The organism is Streptomyces sp. RPA4-2 (assembly GCF_012273515.2).
Classification (GTDB): domain Bacteria; phylum Actinomycetota; class Actinomycetes; order Streptomycetales; family Streptomycetaceae; genus Streptomyces; species Streptomyces kaempferi.
Window position 1 is genome coordinate 6,932,266 of sequence record NZ_CP050975.2, and the last position, 16,867, is coordinate 6,949,132.

Below are 16,867 nucleotides of genomic sequence, written 5' to 3' on the forward strand. Positions count from 1 at the left end.
CTGCGGGACAGGAAGGAGGGCGCTCTCGGGCGCGCACATGGGCACGTACGGAAGTACGCGCGCGTCATTGCGTGGAGAGAGGCGAAAGGGGGGAATGCCGGCTCGGCCGGGGCTGTCAGCTCACCGGACAGATGGCGCTGGACATGCGGCCGAGGTCGACGTGCCGCCGACTCACCAAGGCAATTCCAGTTCCAGACATGACGGAAGCGTGTCACGGGCATCTCGGGGGAGTCCACCATCATCCATCATGTGGACACCCTTGTCCCGAGTGGTGGGACAAGGGGGGTATGGGTCACTCGGCCGGCCCCTCCCGGGCGCCGACGCGGCAGGTCAGACCGCCCGCGCCCCGGACCAGGGGCCGGGGGTGGCCACGTCCGGCTTCTCCTCGACCTCGGTGTCGAAGAGCTGGAACCCGCGCCGCAGATAGTTGTCCATGGCGTGCTCGCCGTCCAGGCTGCAGGTGTGCAGCCAGACCCGCTTGGTCTCGGCCCGCCCCGGCACGCGCTCCGCCAGGTCCCAGGCCCGTGCGACCCCGTACGAGAGGAGGTGGCCGCCGATGCGCCGGCCGCGGAAGGCGGGGATCAGGCCGAAGTAGACGATCTCCACGACGCCGTCGTCCTGCGGTTCCAGCTCGACATAGCCCGCGGGCGTCCCCCGGTCGTAGGCGACCCAGGTCTCCACACCCGGCCGGTCCAGGAACCGCTCCCACTGCGCGTACGTCCAGTCCAGCCGGTCGGTCCAGCGGATGTCGGCGCCGACCGAGGCGTACAGGAAGCGGCTGAACTCGGGCGAGGAGACCTCGGCGCGCACGATCCGGACGTCCCCGTCGGGCGCGACCGCGGGGAGCAGGTCGGTCGGGGCCGTCTGCTCCAGGGACCAGGTGGTCACAGTGACGTTGCTCATGAGGTCAGGGAACCACGGCCGCTCGGCCCCCTCCAAGGCGGACCCCGCAGCCCCGGGCCTTCGGCCGGACACCAGGGCCGGGTGCTCCCGGCCCTCGGGGCGAGGGGTGGGGAGCCCCCCAGCCTTCGGGCGGCGCGCCCAGCCCCTAGCCCAGTGAGTCGTCCACCGACGTCAGCGGCACCGCGTAGAGCGTCCGCTCCGGCGTCGTGTCCGTGCCCGCGCCGCTCAGGGTCCACAGCTCGCCGGTCTCCTGCCAGTACGACAGGGAGGCGGTGTGCTGACCCCAGCAGGCGTACGACTGGTCGCCGCTGCACCGCACCGCCTCGGTGCCGCTTCCGCTCTGCCGCCACAGGGTGCCGTGCCGGCCGCCGCTGTCGGGGGTGTGGCCGACGTACCAGTCGGCCCTGCGTGCCCCGGCGGGCGTGTGCGACAGGACGCCGGACAGACCGGCGGCCTTGGTCGTGTAGGCCTCGTCGGCGTCGACCCGGCCCAGGGAGTCGCTGCGGAGCAGGCCCTCGCGGCCCGCGACGGCGCTGTAGGGGTAGCGCCAGATCCGGGTGTGCTCGCCGCCGCCCGCCTTGGTCGCCTCCGTGGCGACCAGGCTGTCCGGCGTCGACGTGCGGTCCAGCGAGAGCGAACCGAAGCAGGGGACCGTCCCGCCGGCGGAGCCGCAGCTGCCGCCCGCCGGGCTGTACGAGCCGACGGCCGGCAGGACGTACTGGTAGCCGTGCGCGGAGTAGCCGCCCCGCACCCTGCCGACCGCTCCGCTGTTCACACCGGCCTTGAGGATGTGGTGCAGGTCGAAGACGAGCAGCGCGTCGTCACGGCCCGCGCCGCCCCGCCCGGTGACGATCAGCTTGCCCTGGTACCAGACCATGCCGCCCATCCGGGAGCGGACCGCGCCGAAGTCCCGGCCCCCGTCGCGCGGCGCGACGAGCAGCACCCAGCGGTAGGTGAGAGCCCGTGGGTCGCTCGCGTCGATGAGGGCGATCCGGGCCAGACCCCGGTCCCCGGCCGTCGTGCCCGCCGCCCGGTCGTCGTGCGTCCAGCCCGCCATGATGACGCGCTGCCCGCCCCACTGGCCGTCGTCGTCGGCGTCGCCGGAGGTGGTGACGGAGCCGGGCCGCCACTGCCGGGTGCGGGCGTCGTCCCCGGCCCAGCAGTACGCCCGCGTGGCGACGGGTTCGAGCGGCAGCGCGGCCCGCTCGGCGCCGGAGCACCGCGCCCGGTCGCGCATCACGTGGTCGGTGTCCGCCAGGACGCCCGAGACTCCGACGTTCCCGCCCATGCTCCTGGTGAGCGTGGTGAGGGTGTCCGCGGCGACCAGGTTCTCGTGCAGGCGGAAGCCGCCGGCCGCCGCCGCGGAGCTGAGCGGGGTCAGTGACCCGGGGCTGTTGCTGCCGGTGGCCTGGGAGGTGCTGATCAGCGTGGCGGCCGCGGTGAGCGCCAGGGCGGTTCCGGCCAGGGTGGCGCGCAGCGCCTGTCCCCTCCGTTGTCGGCGGTGCCTGCCGCGCTGCTTCATGCGTCCTCCCGAGGAAGGCCAACTGCCTCTCATGATCAGTACGTTGACGGAGAGACGGGTGGGGTGGCCTGTGAGGGGATGCTACGGCAGGGAGCGGCGTACCTGGTCGAGGACCCCGGAAGACGGTCCCGAAATACGCTCCTTGTGGTTCACCGGGGACACGGCGGCCCCCGGTGCGGTACAAGGGGGTCCCGCGGCGCGCGCCCTGCGTACCGCCGGTGCCGTCGAGTGGGCGAGCAGGTCCCGGGGATCGTCGGGGAGGGCCAACTCCACCTCGGTGTCGTCGCAGAAACGATACGGCCGGTGTTCCAGGAAGGCCCCGAGGTACCGCCGTACGCGCGACATCTCCGCCCGTACCGTCACCGTGCGGCCGGAGTCGCCGAACAGGTCGTCGGCGAGATCCGCGGCGCTGCGGCCGGCCGGGCGCGCCGCCAGCAAGTAGAGGAGTTCGGCGTGCCGGGGGGTCAGTTCCTGGCACCAGGTCCCCGCGTCCGAGGCGACCGTCACCGACCAGTGGCGCGGATGCGCCAGGTCCAGCACGATCCGCGCCGGCCGCCGGGGCGCCGGATCGTCGGCGGCCCGGACCAGCCAGCCGCCGGGCAGCGGTTCCACGAAGCACGTCCCGAGCGTCGGCAGCCAACCCCGCCCGGTGCTCGGCTCCTTGGGCAGCGCGAGCCGGTTCGTGTACGGCATGCCGGTGACCGCGGCGGTCCAGCCGTCCCGGTCGACGGCGATCGCGCGTCCGCCGAGCCGGGCCAGCACCGGCGCCGCCACCGCGCGCAACCGCTCCAGCGAGGTCAGGTGCAGCTCGCGCAGCCGCGCCTCGGCGAGTCCGGCCACCGAGCCGACCAGCGCCAGGGTGGCCGGGTGCAGGGTGTCCAGCGGTCCGCTCACGTCCACCACGCCGAGCAGACTGCCGTCGCGCGGGTCGGTGACCGGGGCGCCGGCGCACGTCCACGAGTGATGGGTGCGCACGAAGTGCTCGGCGGAGAACACCTGCACGGGTTGGCGGGCGACCAGCGGAGTGCCCACCCCGTTGGTGCCGACGACGCTCTCGCGCCAGTCCGCGCCGGGCTCGAGACCGAACCCGTCGGCCTTGCGCAGCACCGACGCGCAGCCCTCGCGCCACAGGACCCGGCCCGCCTGGTCCGCGACCACCACGATGTGATGGGCCGCGTCCGCGACCGAGAGCAGCCCCTCGCGCAGCACCGGCAGCACATGCCGCAGCTGCGAGGTCTGCCGCCGCCGCTCCACCTCGTCGCGGACGAGCAGCCCCGACCGGACGTCGTGGTCGGGGTCGACGCCGCCGCGCAGCATGCGCTCCCAGGACTGCCCGATCACCGGGCGCGGCGCGATACGGGCCGGATGCCCGGCCAGCGTGGCCTCACGCACCTCGCCCAGCACCCGGGCCGCCTGCGCGGCGTCCAGTGCGGCGAGCCGTGTCACGTCGATCGGCGGGTGCGCCACTCTTCCTCCCCGGGCGGACGGCGCACGGTGGCGGACGACCGGACGCTCGGCTCTTTCCGGCCAAGGGAACTCCACCCCGTACTGACTGCGGTTCTCATAGTGCCGCCCGGCGGCGACGGAGGGGCGCAGTCCGGACACACTCCGCAGGAAAGTTGCAACCCTCTGCAACCCTGGCGAACAGTCGTACGGGGTCCGAAACTTGAGCAACGCCGCCCGTGCGGCGTTCGTGCTCCTCGCGACGGGGCCAGAGAGCGGGGGTGGTGCCGTGTCGGCGCAGCACCACCCCCGCGCCACCGGTTCAGGACACCGGACGCGCCCGCTCCACCACCGTGGCCAGATCCAGACTGTGCGGCAGGGTCCCGAAGGCCGAGCCCCAGTCGCCGCCCAGGCGTGAGGCGCAGAACGCGTCGGCGACCTCCGGGGGCGCGTACCGGACGAGCAGTGAACCCTGGAGCACCAGCGCGATGCGCTCCACCAGGCGGCGGGCACGCGCCTCGATGCCGTCCAGATCGGCGAGTTCGGCCAGCAGGTTCTTGATCGCGCCGTCCAGCCGGTGGTCGGCGCCGCGGGCCAGGCCCACCTCGCGCAGGAACGCGTTCAGTGCCTGCGGCTCGCGCTGGAGCGCGCGCAGCAGGTCGAGGGCCTGTACGTTGCCGGCGCCCTCCCAGATGGAGTTGAGCGGCGACTCGCGCAGCAGCCTCGGCATGCCGGACTCCTCGACGTACCCGTTGCCGCCCAGGCACTCCAGCGCCTCCACCGCCAACGGCGTGCACCGCTTGGTCACCCAGTACTTGGCGGCCGGCACCGCGAGCCGCAGGAACGCCCGCTCCTCCTCGCCGCCGTCGTCGTACGCGGCCGCCAGACGCATCGCCAGCGTCGTGGCCGCCTCCGACTCCAGCGCCAGGTCCGCCAGCACGTTGCGCATCAGCGGCTTGTCGATCAGCTTCCCGCCGAAGGCCTCCCGGTGGGCGCTGTGGTGCACGGCCTGCGCGACGGCCTGGCGCATCAGTGAGGCGGCGCCGAGCACGCAGTCGAGCCGGGTCGCCGAGACCATCTCGATGATGGTGCGCACCCCGCGGCCCTCGTCGCCGACCCGGCGTCCCCAGGTCCCGTCGAACTCGACCTCGCTGGACGCGTTCGACTTGTTGCCGAGCTTGTCCTTGAGGCGCTGGATGCGGAACACGTTGCGGGTCCCGTCCTCCAGGACCCGCGGCACCAGAAAGCACGTCAGGCCGCCCGGGGCCTGCGCCAGTACCAGGAATCCGTCCGACATGGGCGCCGAGCAGAACCACTTGTGCCCGGTGAGCGCATAGGTCCCGTCCTCGGCCAGCGGCCGTGCCTCCGTGGTGTTGGCCCGTACGTCGCTGCCGCCCTGCTTCTCCGTCATGCCCATCCCGAAGAGCACGCCGGCCTTCTGGGCGGCCGGCCGCAGCCCCTGGTCGTAGACGGTGGAGGTGAGGCGCGGCTCCCACTCGGCGGCGAGCGCGGGGTCGGTGCGCAGCGCGGGCACCGCCGCGTGGGTCATCGACAGCGGGCAGCCGTGGCCCGCCTCGGCCTGCGTCCAGACGATGAACCCGGCCGCCCGCCTCAGGTGCCCGCCGGGGCGCGACCAGGCGGCCGTCAGCCCGGCCGAGACCCCCTTGCCGAGGAGCCGGTGCCAGGAGGGATGGAAGTCGACCTCGTCGATCCGGTTGCCGTAGCGGTCGTGCGTGCGCAGCTTCGGCGGGTTCTCGTTGGCGAGCACCCCCCACTCCTGCACCTGCGCGGAGCCGGTCGTGCGGCCGAGCGTCGTCAGCTCGTCCCGCGCCTCGTCGAGAAGCTGTGGATCCAGGTGCCGCTCGACCGCCTCCACGAGGGCCCGGTCGGCGGCAAAGACGTCATATCCGACCAGGGGCGGAGCCTGGTTGGTCACGGTGTGGGTGCTGGCTGCCATACCGATACCGTAAGGATGTGCACCAGGCAAAAGAAACACCTGAACGGCCTCCCTCGGGCCGCTTCCACCGCGCTCGCGCGCTGTACAGGAACGTGTCGAAGCGCAGGACCGCCTGGCTGCTGCTCAAGGACACCGTCAACTCCTGCATGGAGTACCGGATCCTGGGGCTGGCGGCCGAGTCCGCCTTCTTCACGCTGCTGTCCGTGCCGCCGCTGCTGCTCAGCCTGATCGGGCTGCTCGGTTACGTGGACGACTGGACCGGCGCGCACTCGATCGCGAGCCTGGAGTCCAACATCCTGGAGGCGTCCCGCACGGTCCTGACCGACAAGGGCGTGCACCAGATCGCCGAACCGATCCTCCACGATGTGATGAAGGGCGGCCGCCCCGACGTCATCTCGATCGGCTTCCTGTTCGCCCTGTGGTCGGGCTCGCGCGCGGTGAACGTCTTCGTCGACACCATCACCGTGATGTACGGCCTCGACGGCACCCGCGGGATCGTGAAGACCAGGATGATGTCGTTCCTGCTGTTCGTCGTGGCGCTGCTGATCGGCTCGATCGCCCTGCCGCTGATGGTCGCGGGCCCGGACGCGGTGGTGCAGATCGTGCCGTGGTCGGCGACGCTCGTACAGGTGCTGTACTGGCCCGTCGTCATCGTGCTCTCGGTCGTCTTCCTCACCACGCTCTACCACGTCTCGGTGCCGGTGCGCTCACCCTGGGTCGAGGACGTGCCGGGCGCCCTGGTCGCCCTCGCCATGTGGGTCCTCGGCAGCTTCCTGCTCCGGATCTACCTGACCAGCACGGTCGAGGGCCCGACGATCTACGGTTCGCTTGCCGCGCCCGTCGCCGTCCTCCTGTGGATCGGCGTGTCCGCGTTCGCGGTGCTGGTGGGCGCCGCGGTCAACGCGGCGATCGACCGGGTCTGGCCGGCCGCCGCCACGGCCGCGGCGCGCGCCGCCAACGAACGGCTGCGCCACGAGCAGGCCGCCGAGTACGTGGCCCGCGCGGCCGCCTCCCTCGCCGCCGACCCCGATCCCGACGACCCGGACATGCCCTCCGAGTTCCCGGAGCGCTGGTCGCGCTTCCTGCCCCCGGAGGACCTGACGTCCCGGCTCCGGGGCCATGTGAAGAGCACGCACCACCCTCACCGGAACCACGACGGCGAGGACGGCCCGCCGGCCGAGTGACCTCCCGGCCGGCCTCGTCCCCGGCCGGCCTCGTCCCCGGCCGGCCTCGTCCCCGGCCGGCCTCGTCCCCGAACGGCCTCGTCCCCGAACGGCTCGTCCCCGAACGGCTCGCCACCGGTCGACCGGCCTCCCCCTCCGCTCCCGCCGACGACGCGGGCCCCCGGTGCCCTCAGGCCTTCCACACCCCGCCGCCGCGGCCTCCCGGGCGAAGTCCGTGAAGTCGCGCGGCTCACGGCCCAGGACCTGCCGCACACCGTCCGACAGATGGGCGTTGCGGCCGTCGAGGAGGCTCCCGAAGAGCTCGACGAGGAACTCGGCCTCCTCCGGCGGCACCCCGAAACCGGCCAGACTCTCCCCGTACTCCCGCGCCGTCACCGGGACATAGACCAGTTCACCGCCGGTCGCTCCGGCGATCTCCGCGACCGCCTCGCGGAAGGTCAGCAGCCGGGGCCCCGAGACCTCTAGATCCCGGCCCACGTACCGGTCGCCCGCCGTCAGCGCGGCCACCACGACGTCCGCGATGTCCCGCACGTCGATGAACGGCTCGCGCACCTCGCCGGCCGGGAACACCAGCTCGCCGTGCCGGAGCCCGTCGACCAGCGGGCCCTCGCTGAAGTTCTGCGCGAACCAGGCGGCCCGGACGACCGTCCAGTCCGCGCCCGACGCCCTGAGCGCCTCCTCGGCCGGGCCGGCCTGCTCCTCGCCCCGCGACGACAAAAGCACCAGCCGCCGCACACCGAGCCCGACCGCCTCCCGCGCCAGGGCGCCGACCACCCCGGCCGCGGCGGGCGAGCCGATGTCGGTCGGGTGGGCGAGATACGCCGCGTCGGCGCCACGCAGGACGTCCGCCCACGTCGACCGGTCCGTCCAGTCGAAACCACGGGCGCGGGAGACCGCCCGCACCGTGAGCCCCGCCGCCCGCGCGGCCCCCGCCACCCGGCGGCCGGTGCGCCCCGAGGCCCCCGTCACCACCACCGTCATGTCCCGCGCGCCCCGGATGTCCTGATCATGTGCCGTGTGATCCGTCATGCCGTCAGTCAAGCGCCGCGCGCGCCGGGGTCCCATCGCTGAACGGCTCGTTCCCATAAGCGGACGTCCACGACGGCGCGGCGGGGCCGTCTACGCTGACGCCATGGACGCACTCGCCGGCCTGTTGGAGGGCCCACGGGCACGCGGCGCCTTCATGATCAGGGCGGCCTTCGACCCGCCCTGGTGCGTACGCGTCGAGGACCGCGCCCCTCTGACGATCATGCTCGTGGTCCGCGGCCGGGCCTGGATCACACCGAGCGAGGGGGAGCGGCTCCTGCTGCGCGCCGGCGACCTCGCCATCGCCCGCGGCCCGGACCCGTACACCTGTGCCGACGACCCCGAAACCCCGCCGCAGGCGGTGATCCTGCCGGGCGGGGAGTGCACCTACCCCGACGGACGGTCGCTCCAGGGCCACTGGGACCTCGGTGTGCGCAGCTGGGGCGAGCGCCCCGACGGCTCCACGGTGCTGCTGATCGGGACGTACATGATGCGGGGCGAGATCAGCGGCAGGCTGCTCGACGCGCTGCCGCCGCTGCTCTCCCTCACCCAGGACGTGTGGGACTGCCCGCTCACGCCCCTCCTCGCCGAGGAGATGGCCCGCGACGAGCCGGGCCAGGAGGTCGTCCTCGACCGGCTGCTCGACCTGCTGACGATCGCCGCGCTGCGCGCCTGGTTCTCCCGTCCGCAGGCGGCGGCCCCCGCCTGGTACCGGGCGCTCGCGGACCCCGTCGTCGGACGGGTGCTGCGGCTCCTCCAGGACGACCCGGCGCACCCCTGGACGGTGGCGGCGCTCGCCGCGAAGGCCGGGGTCTCACGGGCCGCGCTGGCCCGGCGCTTCGGCGAACTCGTGGGCGAGCCCCCGATGACGTACCTCACCGGCTGGCGCCTCGCCCTGGCCGCCGACCGGCTGCGCGAGACGGACGACACCCTCGACGCGATCGCCCGCCGGGTCGGATACGGCAGCGCGTTCGCCCTGTCCAGCGCCTTCAAACGGGTGTACGGGATCAGCCCGCAGGAGCACCGGACCCGGGCGGCGTAGCCTGGCGTCCGTGTACGTGGAGCGTGCGTCCCGGTTGCCCGGCGCGGTCGTGTGGAGCCGCGTCGTGTCCACGCCCGCCGCGGTCACGCGGCCCGTCCTCCCGGACGGCTGCATGGACCTGCTGTGGACCGAGGGCCGGCTGCTGGTCGCCGGTCCCGACACCCGCGCGTACGTTCCCGGCGACGCGCCCGCGGGCTGGGCGGGGGTCCGGTTCTTCCCCGGTACGGCGCCCGCCCTCCTCGGTGTCCCCGCGGACGAACTCCGCGACCTGCGGGTGGATCTGGCCGATCTGTGGCCCGCCGCCGAGGTACGGCGCCTGACCGCGCGGATCGACGCGGCGGCCGACCCCGTCGCCGCGCTCGAAGAGGTCGCGCTGGACCGGGCTGCGGGCACCGGGCCCGCCGAACCACTGCTGCGGGAGATCGTGGCGGCCCTGGACGCGGGCCGGTCGGCGGCGGCCACGGCCGCCCGACTGGGCCTGAGCACACGCCAGTTGCACCGTCGCTCCCTGACGGCCTTCGGCTACGGACCCAGGACACTGACCCGGGTCCTGCGGCTGCAACGGGCCCTCGCCCTCGCGTGGGACGGTGTCCCCTTCGCGGAGGTCGCCGCCCGTGCCGGCTACGCCGACCAGCCGCATCTGGCCCGGGACGTCAAGGAGTTGGCGGGCATGCCGCTGGGTGAACTGCTCGCACGCTCCTGAGAGCCCCCGACCGGAGGTCCGCCGCCGGGTGCGGGGCTACTTCTCCGGGAGCCGCGCGAACAGGTCCACGGCGTTGCCGTCCGGATCGTGCACGACCGCGTACCGCATGCCCCACACAGCGTCCCACGGCTTGAGCTCACCGTGATGGCCGGCGCCCACCAGATCCTCGTACACCGAGTCGACCTCCGCCGGGCTGTCGCAGAGGAAGGCGAGCGACGTCCGGCCGTCCCCGGCGGCCGCCGGCCGCCACCCCGGGTGGAACGACCGGATCGTCTCCTCGGTGTCGATCGCCAGCCGCGGACCACCGGGCAGCGCGGCCTCGACATGCGGCTGGTCCTCGGCCCCCTCGGGGAAGACGAGACCGAGGCGGCGGTAGAAGGCGAGCGTGGCGGCCATGTCGGAGGCGACCAGGCCGATCACATCGAATCGTGGAGTCATGAGGGCACGGTAGGCCGACGGCGGGGGACCGGTCTTGAAGGAATCGGACAGCCGGGGCGCCAGGTCGCGGCGGAATAGGCTCACCACCATGGCCCACCGCGTGCTCGTCCACACCCGCACCACCGCCTACCGGCACGACTCCATCCCGGCCGCCGTGGCCGCCGTACGCTCCCTCGGCGGGGCACACGGGTTCCACGTCGTCGCCACCGAGGACCCCGGCCTCTTCGAGGGGCCGCTCGACGCGTACGCCGCCGTGGTCTTCCTCTCCACCAGCGGCGACGTGCTGACACCGGCGGGCCGGACCCGGCTCGCGGCGTACGTCGAGGACGGCGGCGGGTTCGTCGGTGTGCACGCGGCCGCCTGCACCGAGTACGACTGGCCCTACTACGGCGAACTGCTCGGCGCGCGCTTCGACCGGCACCCCGACCTCCAGCCGGGCCGGGCCCTCGTCGTGGACCGCGCGCATCCGGCGACCCGACACCTCCCACCGGTCTGGGAGTTCACCGACGAGTGGTACGACTTCCGCCCCGGGCCGGACGGTTCGGCGCGCGTGCTCGTGCGCGCCGACGAATCCTCCTACGAGGGAGGCGGCATGGGCGACGACCACCCGCTCGTGTGGTGCCGCGAGCAGGGCGCGGGCCGCGTCTTCTACACCGCGCTCGGCCACACCGCGCAGGCCTACGAGGACCCGGACTTCCGCCACCACCTGCTCGGCGGCATCACCTGGGCCGCCCGCGGCCGGTCGCGCACTCGCGCCGGTTCGCCCGCCCGTACGGCCGCGCCGCCGCTGTCGGCCGTACGCCGTCCGCGTCGCTCCGGCGGAACCCCGCGGCCCTGACGACGGCCACCCCCGGGGCCGCGGAAGAGGCCGGTCGTCCGTCCGCGGGGTCGCCCGCGCGGGGCCCGCGTGCGCGACCGGCGGACAGGGGGCTCCCTCACCCGCCCGCGTCGTGCGGCCGTCACCGTCCGGAGGCCAGCGACTCCCTGATCCTCGTGATCGCCTCAGGGCCGACCCGGCAGCAACCGCCGACCAGCCGGGCCCCGCCCCGCCGCCAGCCGGTCACCTGCTCGGCGGTGAACGTCGAGCGCCCGCTCCACGCGCGGGCCCCCGCGTCCCACACCTCGCCGCTGTTCGGATAGACCACGACCGGCTTGCCGGTCACCCGCGCCGCCGTCGCGACCGCGCCGTCCACGTCCTCGGGCGCGCAGCAGTTCACGCCGACCGCGATGATCTCGTCCGCTTCGGCTGCCACGGCGAAGGCCTCCTCCAGGGTCTGCCCGGCCCGGGTACGGTCACCGGCGACGCTGTAGGACAGCCACGCCGGTACGCCGAGCCCGCGCACCGCCCGCAGCAGCGCACGGGCCTCGTCGGTGTCCGGCACGGTCTCCAGGGCCAGTACGTCGGGCGCGGCGGCGGCCAGCACCTCCAGGCGCGGCCGGTGGAAGCGCTCCAGCTCGGCCACGCTCAGTCCGTACCGGCCCCGGTACTCCGAGCCGTCCGCGAGCATCGCCCCGTACGGGCCGGCGGACGCGGCCACCCACAGGGGCCGAGTGACACCCTTCGCACGCGCCCGCCGGGCCGCCTCGCGCGCCGATCCGACGCTGAGGCGCAGCAGTCCGGCCGCCCGCTCGCGCGGGATGCCGCGCTTCGCGAAGCCCTCGAAGGTGGCCTGGTAGCTGGAGGTGATCGCCACGTCCGCGCCCGCCTCGAAGTAGGCGAGATGGGCCTCGGTGATCGCCTCCGGCCGCTCGGCGAGAAGCCGTGCCGACCACAGCTCGTCGCTCAGATCGTGTCCGGCGGACTCGAGCTGGTTGGACATCCCGCCGTCCAGGACCACCGTTCCCGACGCGAGCGCGCCGGCGAGGGTGTGGGGTCGGCCGCTGCGGGAGGCGTCACTGGTCATGTCACGACGCTAGCCGATCCGCGGGGCTGCACCCGCCCGGCCCCGTTGACCTCCCCGTACCCCACCTCTACCTTTTCGTCGTTCCCACGGCACGGATCCGATGAACAGATCCGATGAACAGATCCGATGACACGGATGCCACGGCACAGAAAGGAAGTCCGCCGATGCCGCCCCTTTCACCGCCGTCGTTCCTCGCACTCCCCGAGGACCGCGCCCTCAGCCCGTACACCGGCTGCACACGAGCCCACTGGGAGGCGGCCGCCGACTCCCTGCTCGCGGCCGTCGCCCCCTACGCCACCGCCGACGGCGCGCTCTACCACCTGCCCGCGGACCGCACGAGCTGGTCCGGCAGGCTCTCCGACGGTCTGGAGGGCTACGCCCGCACCCTGCTCCTGGCCGCCTTCCGCCGCGACGAGAAGGTCCTGGAACGCTACGCCGACGGCCTCGCCGCCGGAACGGCCGGTGTCTGGCCGCGGGTCCGGGACCGCAGCCAGCCGCTCGTCGAGGCCGCGTCCGTCGCCCTGGCGCTGCGGCTGACCCGGCCACTGCTGTGGGACCGCCTGGACGACGCCGTACGGCAGCGCGCGGCGGGGTGGCTCGGCGACGCGCTGACCGCCGAACCCTGGCCCTGCAACTGGGAGTTGTTCCCGGTGACGGTGGGCGGGTTCCTGGCGGAGATCGGCCACGAACCGCGGGCCGCGCGCGCCGCGGTCGACCGCGGCCTGGACCGCATCGAGCAGTGGTACCTCGGTGACGGCTGGTACAGCGACGGTCCCGGCCGCGCCTTCGACTACTACAACGGCTGGGCGATGCACCTGTATCCGGTGCTGCACGCCCGGCTGGCCGGCGACGAGCGGCTGCTCGACCTGTACGGCGGCCGGCTGGCACGCCATCTCGAGGACTACGCGCGGCTGTTCGGGGCCGACGGTGCCCCGGTGCACCAGGGCCGCTCCCTGACCTACCGTTTCGCGACCGCCGCGCCGCTGTGGCTGGGCGCCCTGACGGGCCGTACGCCGCTGGCGCCGGGCGAGACCCGGCGCCTCGCGTCCGGTGCGCTGCGCCACTTCCTCGACCGGGGCGCGGTCGACGGCCGGGGGCTGCTCACCCTCGGCTGGCACGGCCCCGACGAGTCGGTCCTGCAGGGCTATTCGGGCCCCGCGTCCCCGTACTGGGCGAGCAAGGGCTTCCTCGGCCTGCTCCTCCCGCCCGACGACGAGGTGTGGACGGCCCGCGAGGAGCCCGGCCCGACGGACCGCGCCGACGCGGTCAGCCCCGTCGGCCCGCCCAACTGGCTGCTCCAGACGACCACTTCGGACGGCCTGGTCCGCCTGCACAACCACGGCAGCGAGGACGTCCGCTACGACCCGTTCTACACGCGGCTCGCCTACTCGACGGTCACACGGCCCTCGGCACCGGACGACGCGGGCGACGCGAGCGACTCCGGTGCCCCGGCCGGCGACGGCGCTCCGACCGGTGACAGTCCCCGCTACGACAACAGTGTGATCGTCGGCGGTGACCCGAGCCGTACGCACATCGAGCCGCTGGGTGCCGGGAGCGGCTGGGCGGCGTCCCGGCACACGAACGGGGACGGCGTCCGGGTCACGAGCCTCGTCGTGGCGCACGGCGCGGTCGAGGTGCGGGCGCACCTGGTCGCGGGAGCGGCTCCCGGAACACCGGTACGTGTGACGGGCTGGCCGCACGGTTTCCCGGCGCGGGCCGAACTCCTCTCCCTGCACGGCCTTTTGGAGGGGGCCGGTGCGGTAGGAGATGACGCGGCCCTCTTCGTCGCCCTCGCCCGCCTCACCGCCGAGCCGGATCCCCGGCCCCTCGACGAGCTGGTGTCCGTGACGGTGGAAGGGGCCTACGACGTAAGGGTGAGCTGGGCCTCCGGTCCGGCGGCGCGGTTCCGCTTCAGCGCCGCGGACGGGCGCTCCACGGCGTCGTCATGGTCGGTGGCGCCCCTGTGATCGCCCGTTCGCCCCGGTGACCGTCCGTGCGCGCGGCGGCGGAGACGGTTCGGCCGGCGCCGAAGGGTCGTGGCACTAGGGCGTGTTGCGAAAGTCCCGTCGTCCGCCCGGAGGGCGTGCCAGGCGTCGCGAGGCAGGCGGGATTTCGCAACACGCCCTAGCGTGGGCACATGAACGCCGACCGGCCCACCGCGGGAATCCGGCTCCCCGCCTCCCGTCCGACGCCCTTCGCCGCACTCCACCACACCGGCGCCCCGCTGCTTCTGCCCAACGCCTGGGACCACGCCTCCGCGGCCTTCCTCGCCGCCGAGGGCTTCGAGGCGATCGGCACGACGAGTCTCGGTGTGGCCGCAGCCGCGGGGCTGCCGGACGGTGCCGCCGCGACCCGGGACCTGACGGTGCGCCTGGCCCGGCGCCTCGCCGCCGGCCCGTACCTGCTGTCCGTGGACGCCGAGGACGGCTTCGCACAGGATCCCGACGAGGTGGCGGGGCTGGCACGCGAACTGGCCGCCGCGGGCGTCGTCGGTGTCAATCTCGAGGACGGGCTCGGTCCCGCCGAGTCGCACGCGGCGAAGATCGCGGCGGTCAGGGCCGCCGTACCGGACCTCTTCGTCAACGCCCGCACCGACACCCACTGGCTCGGCGACGGCGCGGACGAACGCGAGACGCTCCGCCGCCTCGACCTCTACCAACAGGCGGGCGCCGACTGTGTGTTCGTCCCGGGCCTGACCGACCCCGCGCGGATCTCCGCCCTCGTGGAGAGCCTCGACGTGCCGCTCAACATCCTCTACTCGCCGTCCGGGCCGTCCGTCGCGCACCTCGCCGACCTCGGCGTACGCAGGGTCAGTCTCGGCTCCTTCCTCTACCGGCGCGCGCTGGGCGCGGCCCTCGACGCCGTGCGGGACATCCGGGCCGGTCGTCCGGTGCGGGGCACGGCGCCGACGTACGACGCGGTACAGGCGTTCGGCCAGGAAGATGCGGGGCAGCCCGGCGGCGACCGCTAGAGACCCCCGGCCGCTCCGGTGAAGAGGGCCGTGAGCCGGTCCGCGAACAGGACGGGGTGCTCGACGACGCCGATGTGACCGCCGGGGAACTCGGCGAAGCCGGCGCCGCTGAGCTCGGCGAGCAAGGCGGCTGTCCGGTACGGGAGTTGGCCCCGTGAGTCGAGTCCGGCGCCGAGGGTGAGGCGGGCGGAGCGGGCCTTCAGCGCGGGCAGGTCCGGTGTGTGGGAGGTGAAGGGCCGCAGCACCCGGGTGAGGAAGACGCCCATCGGGGTGCCCGGGTCCACCTCGGGCACCGAGGCGGGCGGTCCGTCCCAGGCCCGGCCCACAAGTCCGGCCTGGAGCCGGGCCATCGCCGCGCCGAGGCCCCGCGCACGGCCGGTCTCGTCCACCTCGGCGATCATCGCCCGCTGTTGTACGGCGTCGGGCAGTACGGCCAGGCTGGGCGGTTCGTGCGCGACCACGTGCCGCAGCCGCCCAGGATGCCGGGCCAGCAGGTCCAGGGCGACGATGCCGCCGGAGCTGCTGCCGAAGACGTACGCGCTCTCGCCGTCGGGAAGCAGCGAGTCGAGGAGGCGGTGGGCCTTGTCGCTCCACACCTCCACGCGCTGCTCGCCGACCGGGCCGTCGAGAGGGCCCAGGGACAGCCCGAGCGGGTCGAACGTCACCACTGTGAACCGTTCGGCGAGGCGCGCGGTGGCGCCCTCCAGGCCCATGGGGTGACCGGCCCCGCCCGGAACGACCAGCAGTACGGGACCGCTGCCGCGCACGTCGTGATGAGACCGGCGATCAGGCATGGAAGTCGTCCTCCGTGGTGTCGCTGAGACCGGGCTCGGACGGCCCGTACGTGCCGAGCATGCCGTAGATGGTCCCGACCGTGCGGCGGAGGGAGGCGGAGTCCACGACGAGGGAGGGGCCGAGCGGGTTGTGCGGGGCACCTGAACTCCGGCCCCGCCGAACTCCGTTCGCTCCAGGGGGCGTTATCAGTCGGCCGCGTCGGCGATGCGGTCGAGCCAGGCCTCCATGAGGCCGCGTTCCGGGGCGGTCAGGGCGTCGGTCCGGGGGAGCACGGCGCGCAGGGTGACGGCGGCCGCGACGGGGCCAGGGGCCGCCGTGGCGGGAGCGTCCGTGGTGATCGCCGCGATGACCGCCTCGCGGGCGGTGCGGGACAGCTCCGGGTCGCGGCGGTCCTCGGGGGTGGCGATGAGCGTCAGGGTCGTGCCGGAGCCGGCCGCGTGGACGAGGGCGGCGGCGCGGTCCTCGGGGACGGCCAGCCGGCCCGCCTCGGCGACGCGCCGGATGTGCCGGGCCAGCACCGCGAAGGCGGCGACGGCCGCGGGCGAGGACGTGCCGGGACGGTAGCGGCCGTACATCAGCGTGTACAGCGCCGGGTTGGCCAGGCCGAGGCCCACGTGCAGGTCCCAGCCGGCGCGCAGGTCCTCGACCGGATCGTCGGTCGGCTCCCGTGCCGTCTTGCTGGTCAGGTAGGCAGTGAAGCCGTGGGCCACGACCGCGTCGAGCAGGCCCTCCTTGTCGCCGAAGAGCCGGTAGATGGTCGGCGGCTGCACCCCGGCCGCCGCACTCACCGCCCGGGTCGAGACCGCCTCGGGTCCGCCCTCGGCCAGCAGCCGGGAGGCGGCCGTGACGATGCGCTCGCGGTGCCCGTCCGGGGGCGTGACATCGACGTTCTCCATGTTTCCAACGATAACAGAATCGCGTTAGCGCTCCTCGGGTTCCGGTGATATGGTCATTCCGTTATCAGTGGAAACAATCAGGG

At 74.0% G+C, this 16,867-nt stretch carries 15 protein-coding genes and 1 pseudogene; 6 read left to right on the forward strand and 10 right to left on the reverse strand.

Translation table 11 applies throughout. From position 1 onward, the window contains the following. Window positions 1-115: 115 nt before the first annotated feature. The 5 genes from HEP85_RS30325 to HEP85_RS30345 all read right to left on the reverse strand — a co-directional run bounded on the left by HEP85_RS30325 (window position 116) and on the right by HEP85_RS30345 (window position 5,825). Window positions 116-199 (reverse strand): putative leader peptide, encoded by an 84-nt coding sequence (locus HEP85_RS30325; RefSeq protein WP_309474722.1) that lies wholly within the window; start codon window positions 197-199, stop codon window positions 116-118. A gap of 131 nt (window positions 200-330) precedes the next feature. Beyond that, complete coding sequence (locus HEP85_RS30330) at window positions 331-903, reverse strand: GNAT family N-acetyltransferase (protein WP_168530732.1); 573 nt, start codon at window positions 901-903, stop codon at window positions 331-333. Window positions 904-1,048: 145 nt separating this feature from the next. Continuing rightward, window positions 1,049-2,425 (reverse strand): hypothetical protein, encoded by a 1,377-nt coding sequence (locus HEP85_RS30335; RefSeq protein WP_168530733.1) that lies wholly within the window; start codon window positions 2,423-2,425, stop codon window positions 1,049-1,051. Between the two features lie 81 nt (window positions 2,426-2,506). After that, entirely contained in the window at window positions 2,507-3,892 is a 1,386-nt protein-coding gene (locus HEP85_RS30340; protein WP_329291175.1) for a GAF domain-containing protein, read from the reverse strand. A gap of 298 nt (window positions 3,893-4,190) precedes the next feature. Next, window positions 4,191-5,825, reverse strand: a complete 1,635-nt coding sequence (locus tag HEP85_RS30345; RefSeq protein WP_369657906.1) for an acyl-CoA dehydrogenase family protein — start codon at window positions 5,823-5,825, stop codon at window positions 4,191-4,193. 17 nt (window positions 5,826-5,842) lie between these two features. On the opposite strand from HEP85_RS30345, the gene HEP85_RS30350 reads away from it, so the two are divergent. Then, window positions 5,843-7,009: a YihY/virulence factor BrkB family protein gene (locus HEP85_RS30350; RefSeq protein WP_329291179.1), complete on the forward strand. Its 1,167-nt coding sequence runs from the start codon at window positions 5,843-5,845 to the stop codon at window positions 7,007-7,009. 183 nt (window positions 7,010-7,192) lie between these two features. Here the strand turns inward: HEP85_RS30350 and HEP85_RS30355 are convergent. Beyond that, window positions 7,193-8,038: pseudogene (locus HEP85_RS30355) on the reverse strand (NAD(P)H-binding protein); the annotation flags it as partial. A 103-nt stretch (window positions 8,039-8,141) separates the two neighbouring features. On the opposite strand from HEP85_RS30355, the gene HEP85_RS30360 reads away from it, so the two are divergent. Together HEP85_RS30360 and HEP85_RS30365 are read left to right on the forward strand one after the other, a co-directional pair. Further along, window positions 8,142-9,077 (forward strand): AraC family transcriptional regulator, encoded by a 936-nt coding sequence (locus tag HEP85_RS30360; protein WP_168530735.1) that lies wholly within the window; start codon window positions 8,142-8,144, stop codon window positions 9,075-9,077. Between the two features lie 10 nt (window positions 9,078-9,087). Then, window positions 9,088-9,780 (forward strand): helix-turn-helix domain-containing protein, encoded by a 693-nt coding sequence (locus HEP85_RS30365; RefSeq protein ID WP_168530736.1) that lies wholly within the window; start codon window positions 9,088-9,090, stop codon window positions 9,778-9,780. 36 nt (window positions 9,781-9,816) lie between these two features. Here the strand turns inward: HEP85_RS30365 and HEP85_RS30370 are convergent, their stop codons facing one another. After that, entirely contained in the window at window positions 9,817-10,218 is a 402-nt protein-coding gene (locus HEP85_RS30370; RefSeq protein ID WP_168530737.1) for a VOC family protein, read from the reverse strand. Window positions 10,219-10,306: 88 nt separating this feature from the next. On the opposite strand from HEP85_RS30370, the gene HEP85_RS30375 reads away from it, so the two are divergent. Next, window positions 10,307-11,056: a ThuA domain-containing protein gene (locus tag HEP85_RS30375; RefSeq protein ID WP_168530738.1), complete on the forward strand. Its 750-nt coding sequence runs from the start codon at window positions 10,307-10,309 to the stop codon at window positions 11,054-11,056. A gap of 121 nt (window positions 11,057-11,177) precedes the next feature. On the opposite strand, the gene mmuM is transcribed toward HEP85_RS30375, so the two are convergent. Next, a complete protein-coding gene (mmuM, locus tag HEP85_RS30380) occupies window positions 11,178-12,122 on the reverse strand; it encodes a homocysteine S-methyltransferase (protein ID WP_356012546.1) in 945 nt (314 codons plus the stop codon). Window positions 12,123-12,286: 164 nt separating this feature from the next. On the opposite strand from mmuM, the gene HEP85_RS30385 reads away from it, so the two are divergent. Further along, complete coding sequence (locus HEP85_RS30385) at window positions 12,287-14,089, forward strand: DUF2264 domain-containing protein (RefSeq protein WP_168530739.1); 1,803 nt, start codon at window positions 12,287-12,289, stop codon at window positions 14,087-14,089. 170 nt (window positions 14,090-14,259) lie between these two features. Beyond that, complete coding sequence (locus tag HEP85_RS30390) at window positions 14,260-15,093, forward strand: isocitrate lyase/phosphoenolpyruvate mutase family protein (protein ID WP_168530740.1); 834 nt, start codon at window positions 14,260-14,262, stop codon at window positions 15,091-15,093. Here the strand turns inward: HEP85_RS30390 and HEP85_RS30395 are convergent. Together HEP85_RS30395 and HEP85_RS30400 are read right to left on the reverse strand one after the other, a co-directional pair. Then, window positions 15,090-15,887, reverse strand: a complete 798-nt coding sequence (locus HEP85_RS30395) for an alpha/beta fold hydrolase (protein WP_168530741.1) — start codon at window positions 15,885-15,887, stop codon at window positions 15,090-15,092. The two genes, HEP85_RS30390 and HEP85_RS30395, sit on opposite strands and share 4 nt — an antisense overlap. A gap of 186 nt (window positions 15,888-16,073) precedes the next feature. After that, entirely contained in the window at window positions 16,074-16,784 is a 711-nt protein-coding gene (locus HEP85_RS30400; RefSeq protein ID WP_329527685.1) for a TetR/AcrR family transcriptional regulator, read from the reverse strand. Window positions 16,785-16,867: the final 83 nt, after the last annotated feature.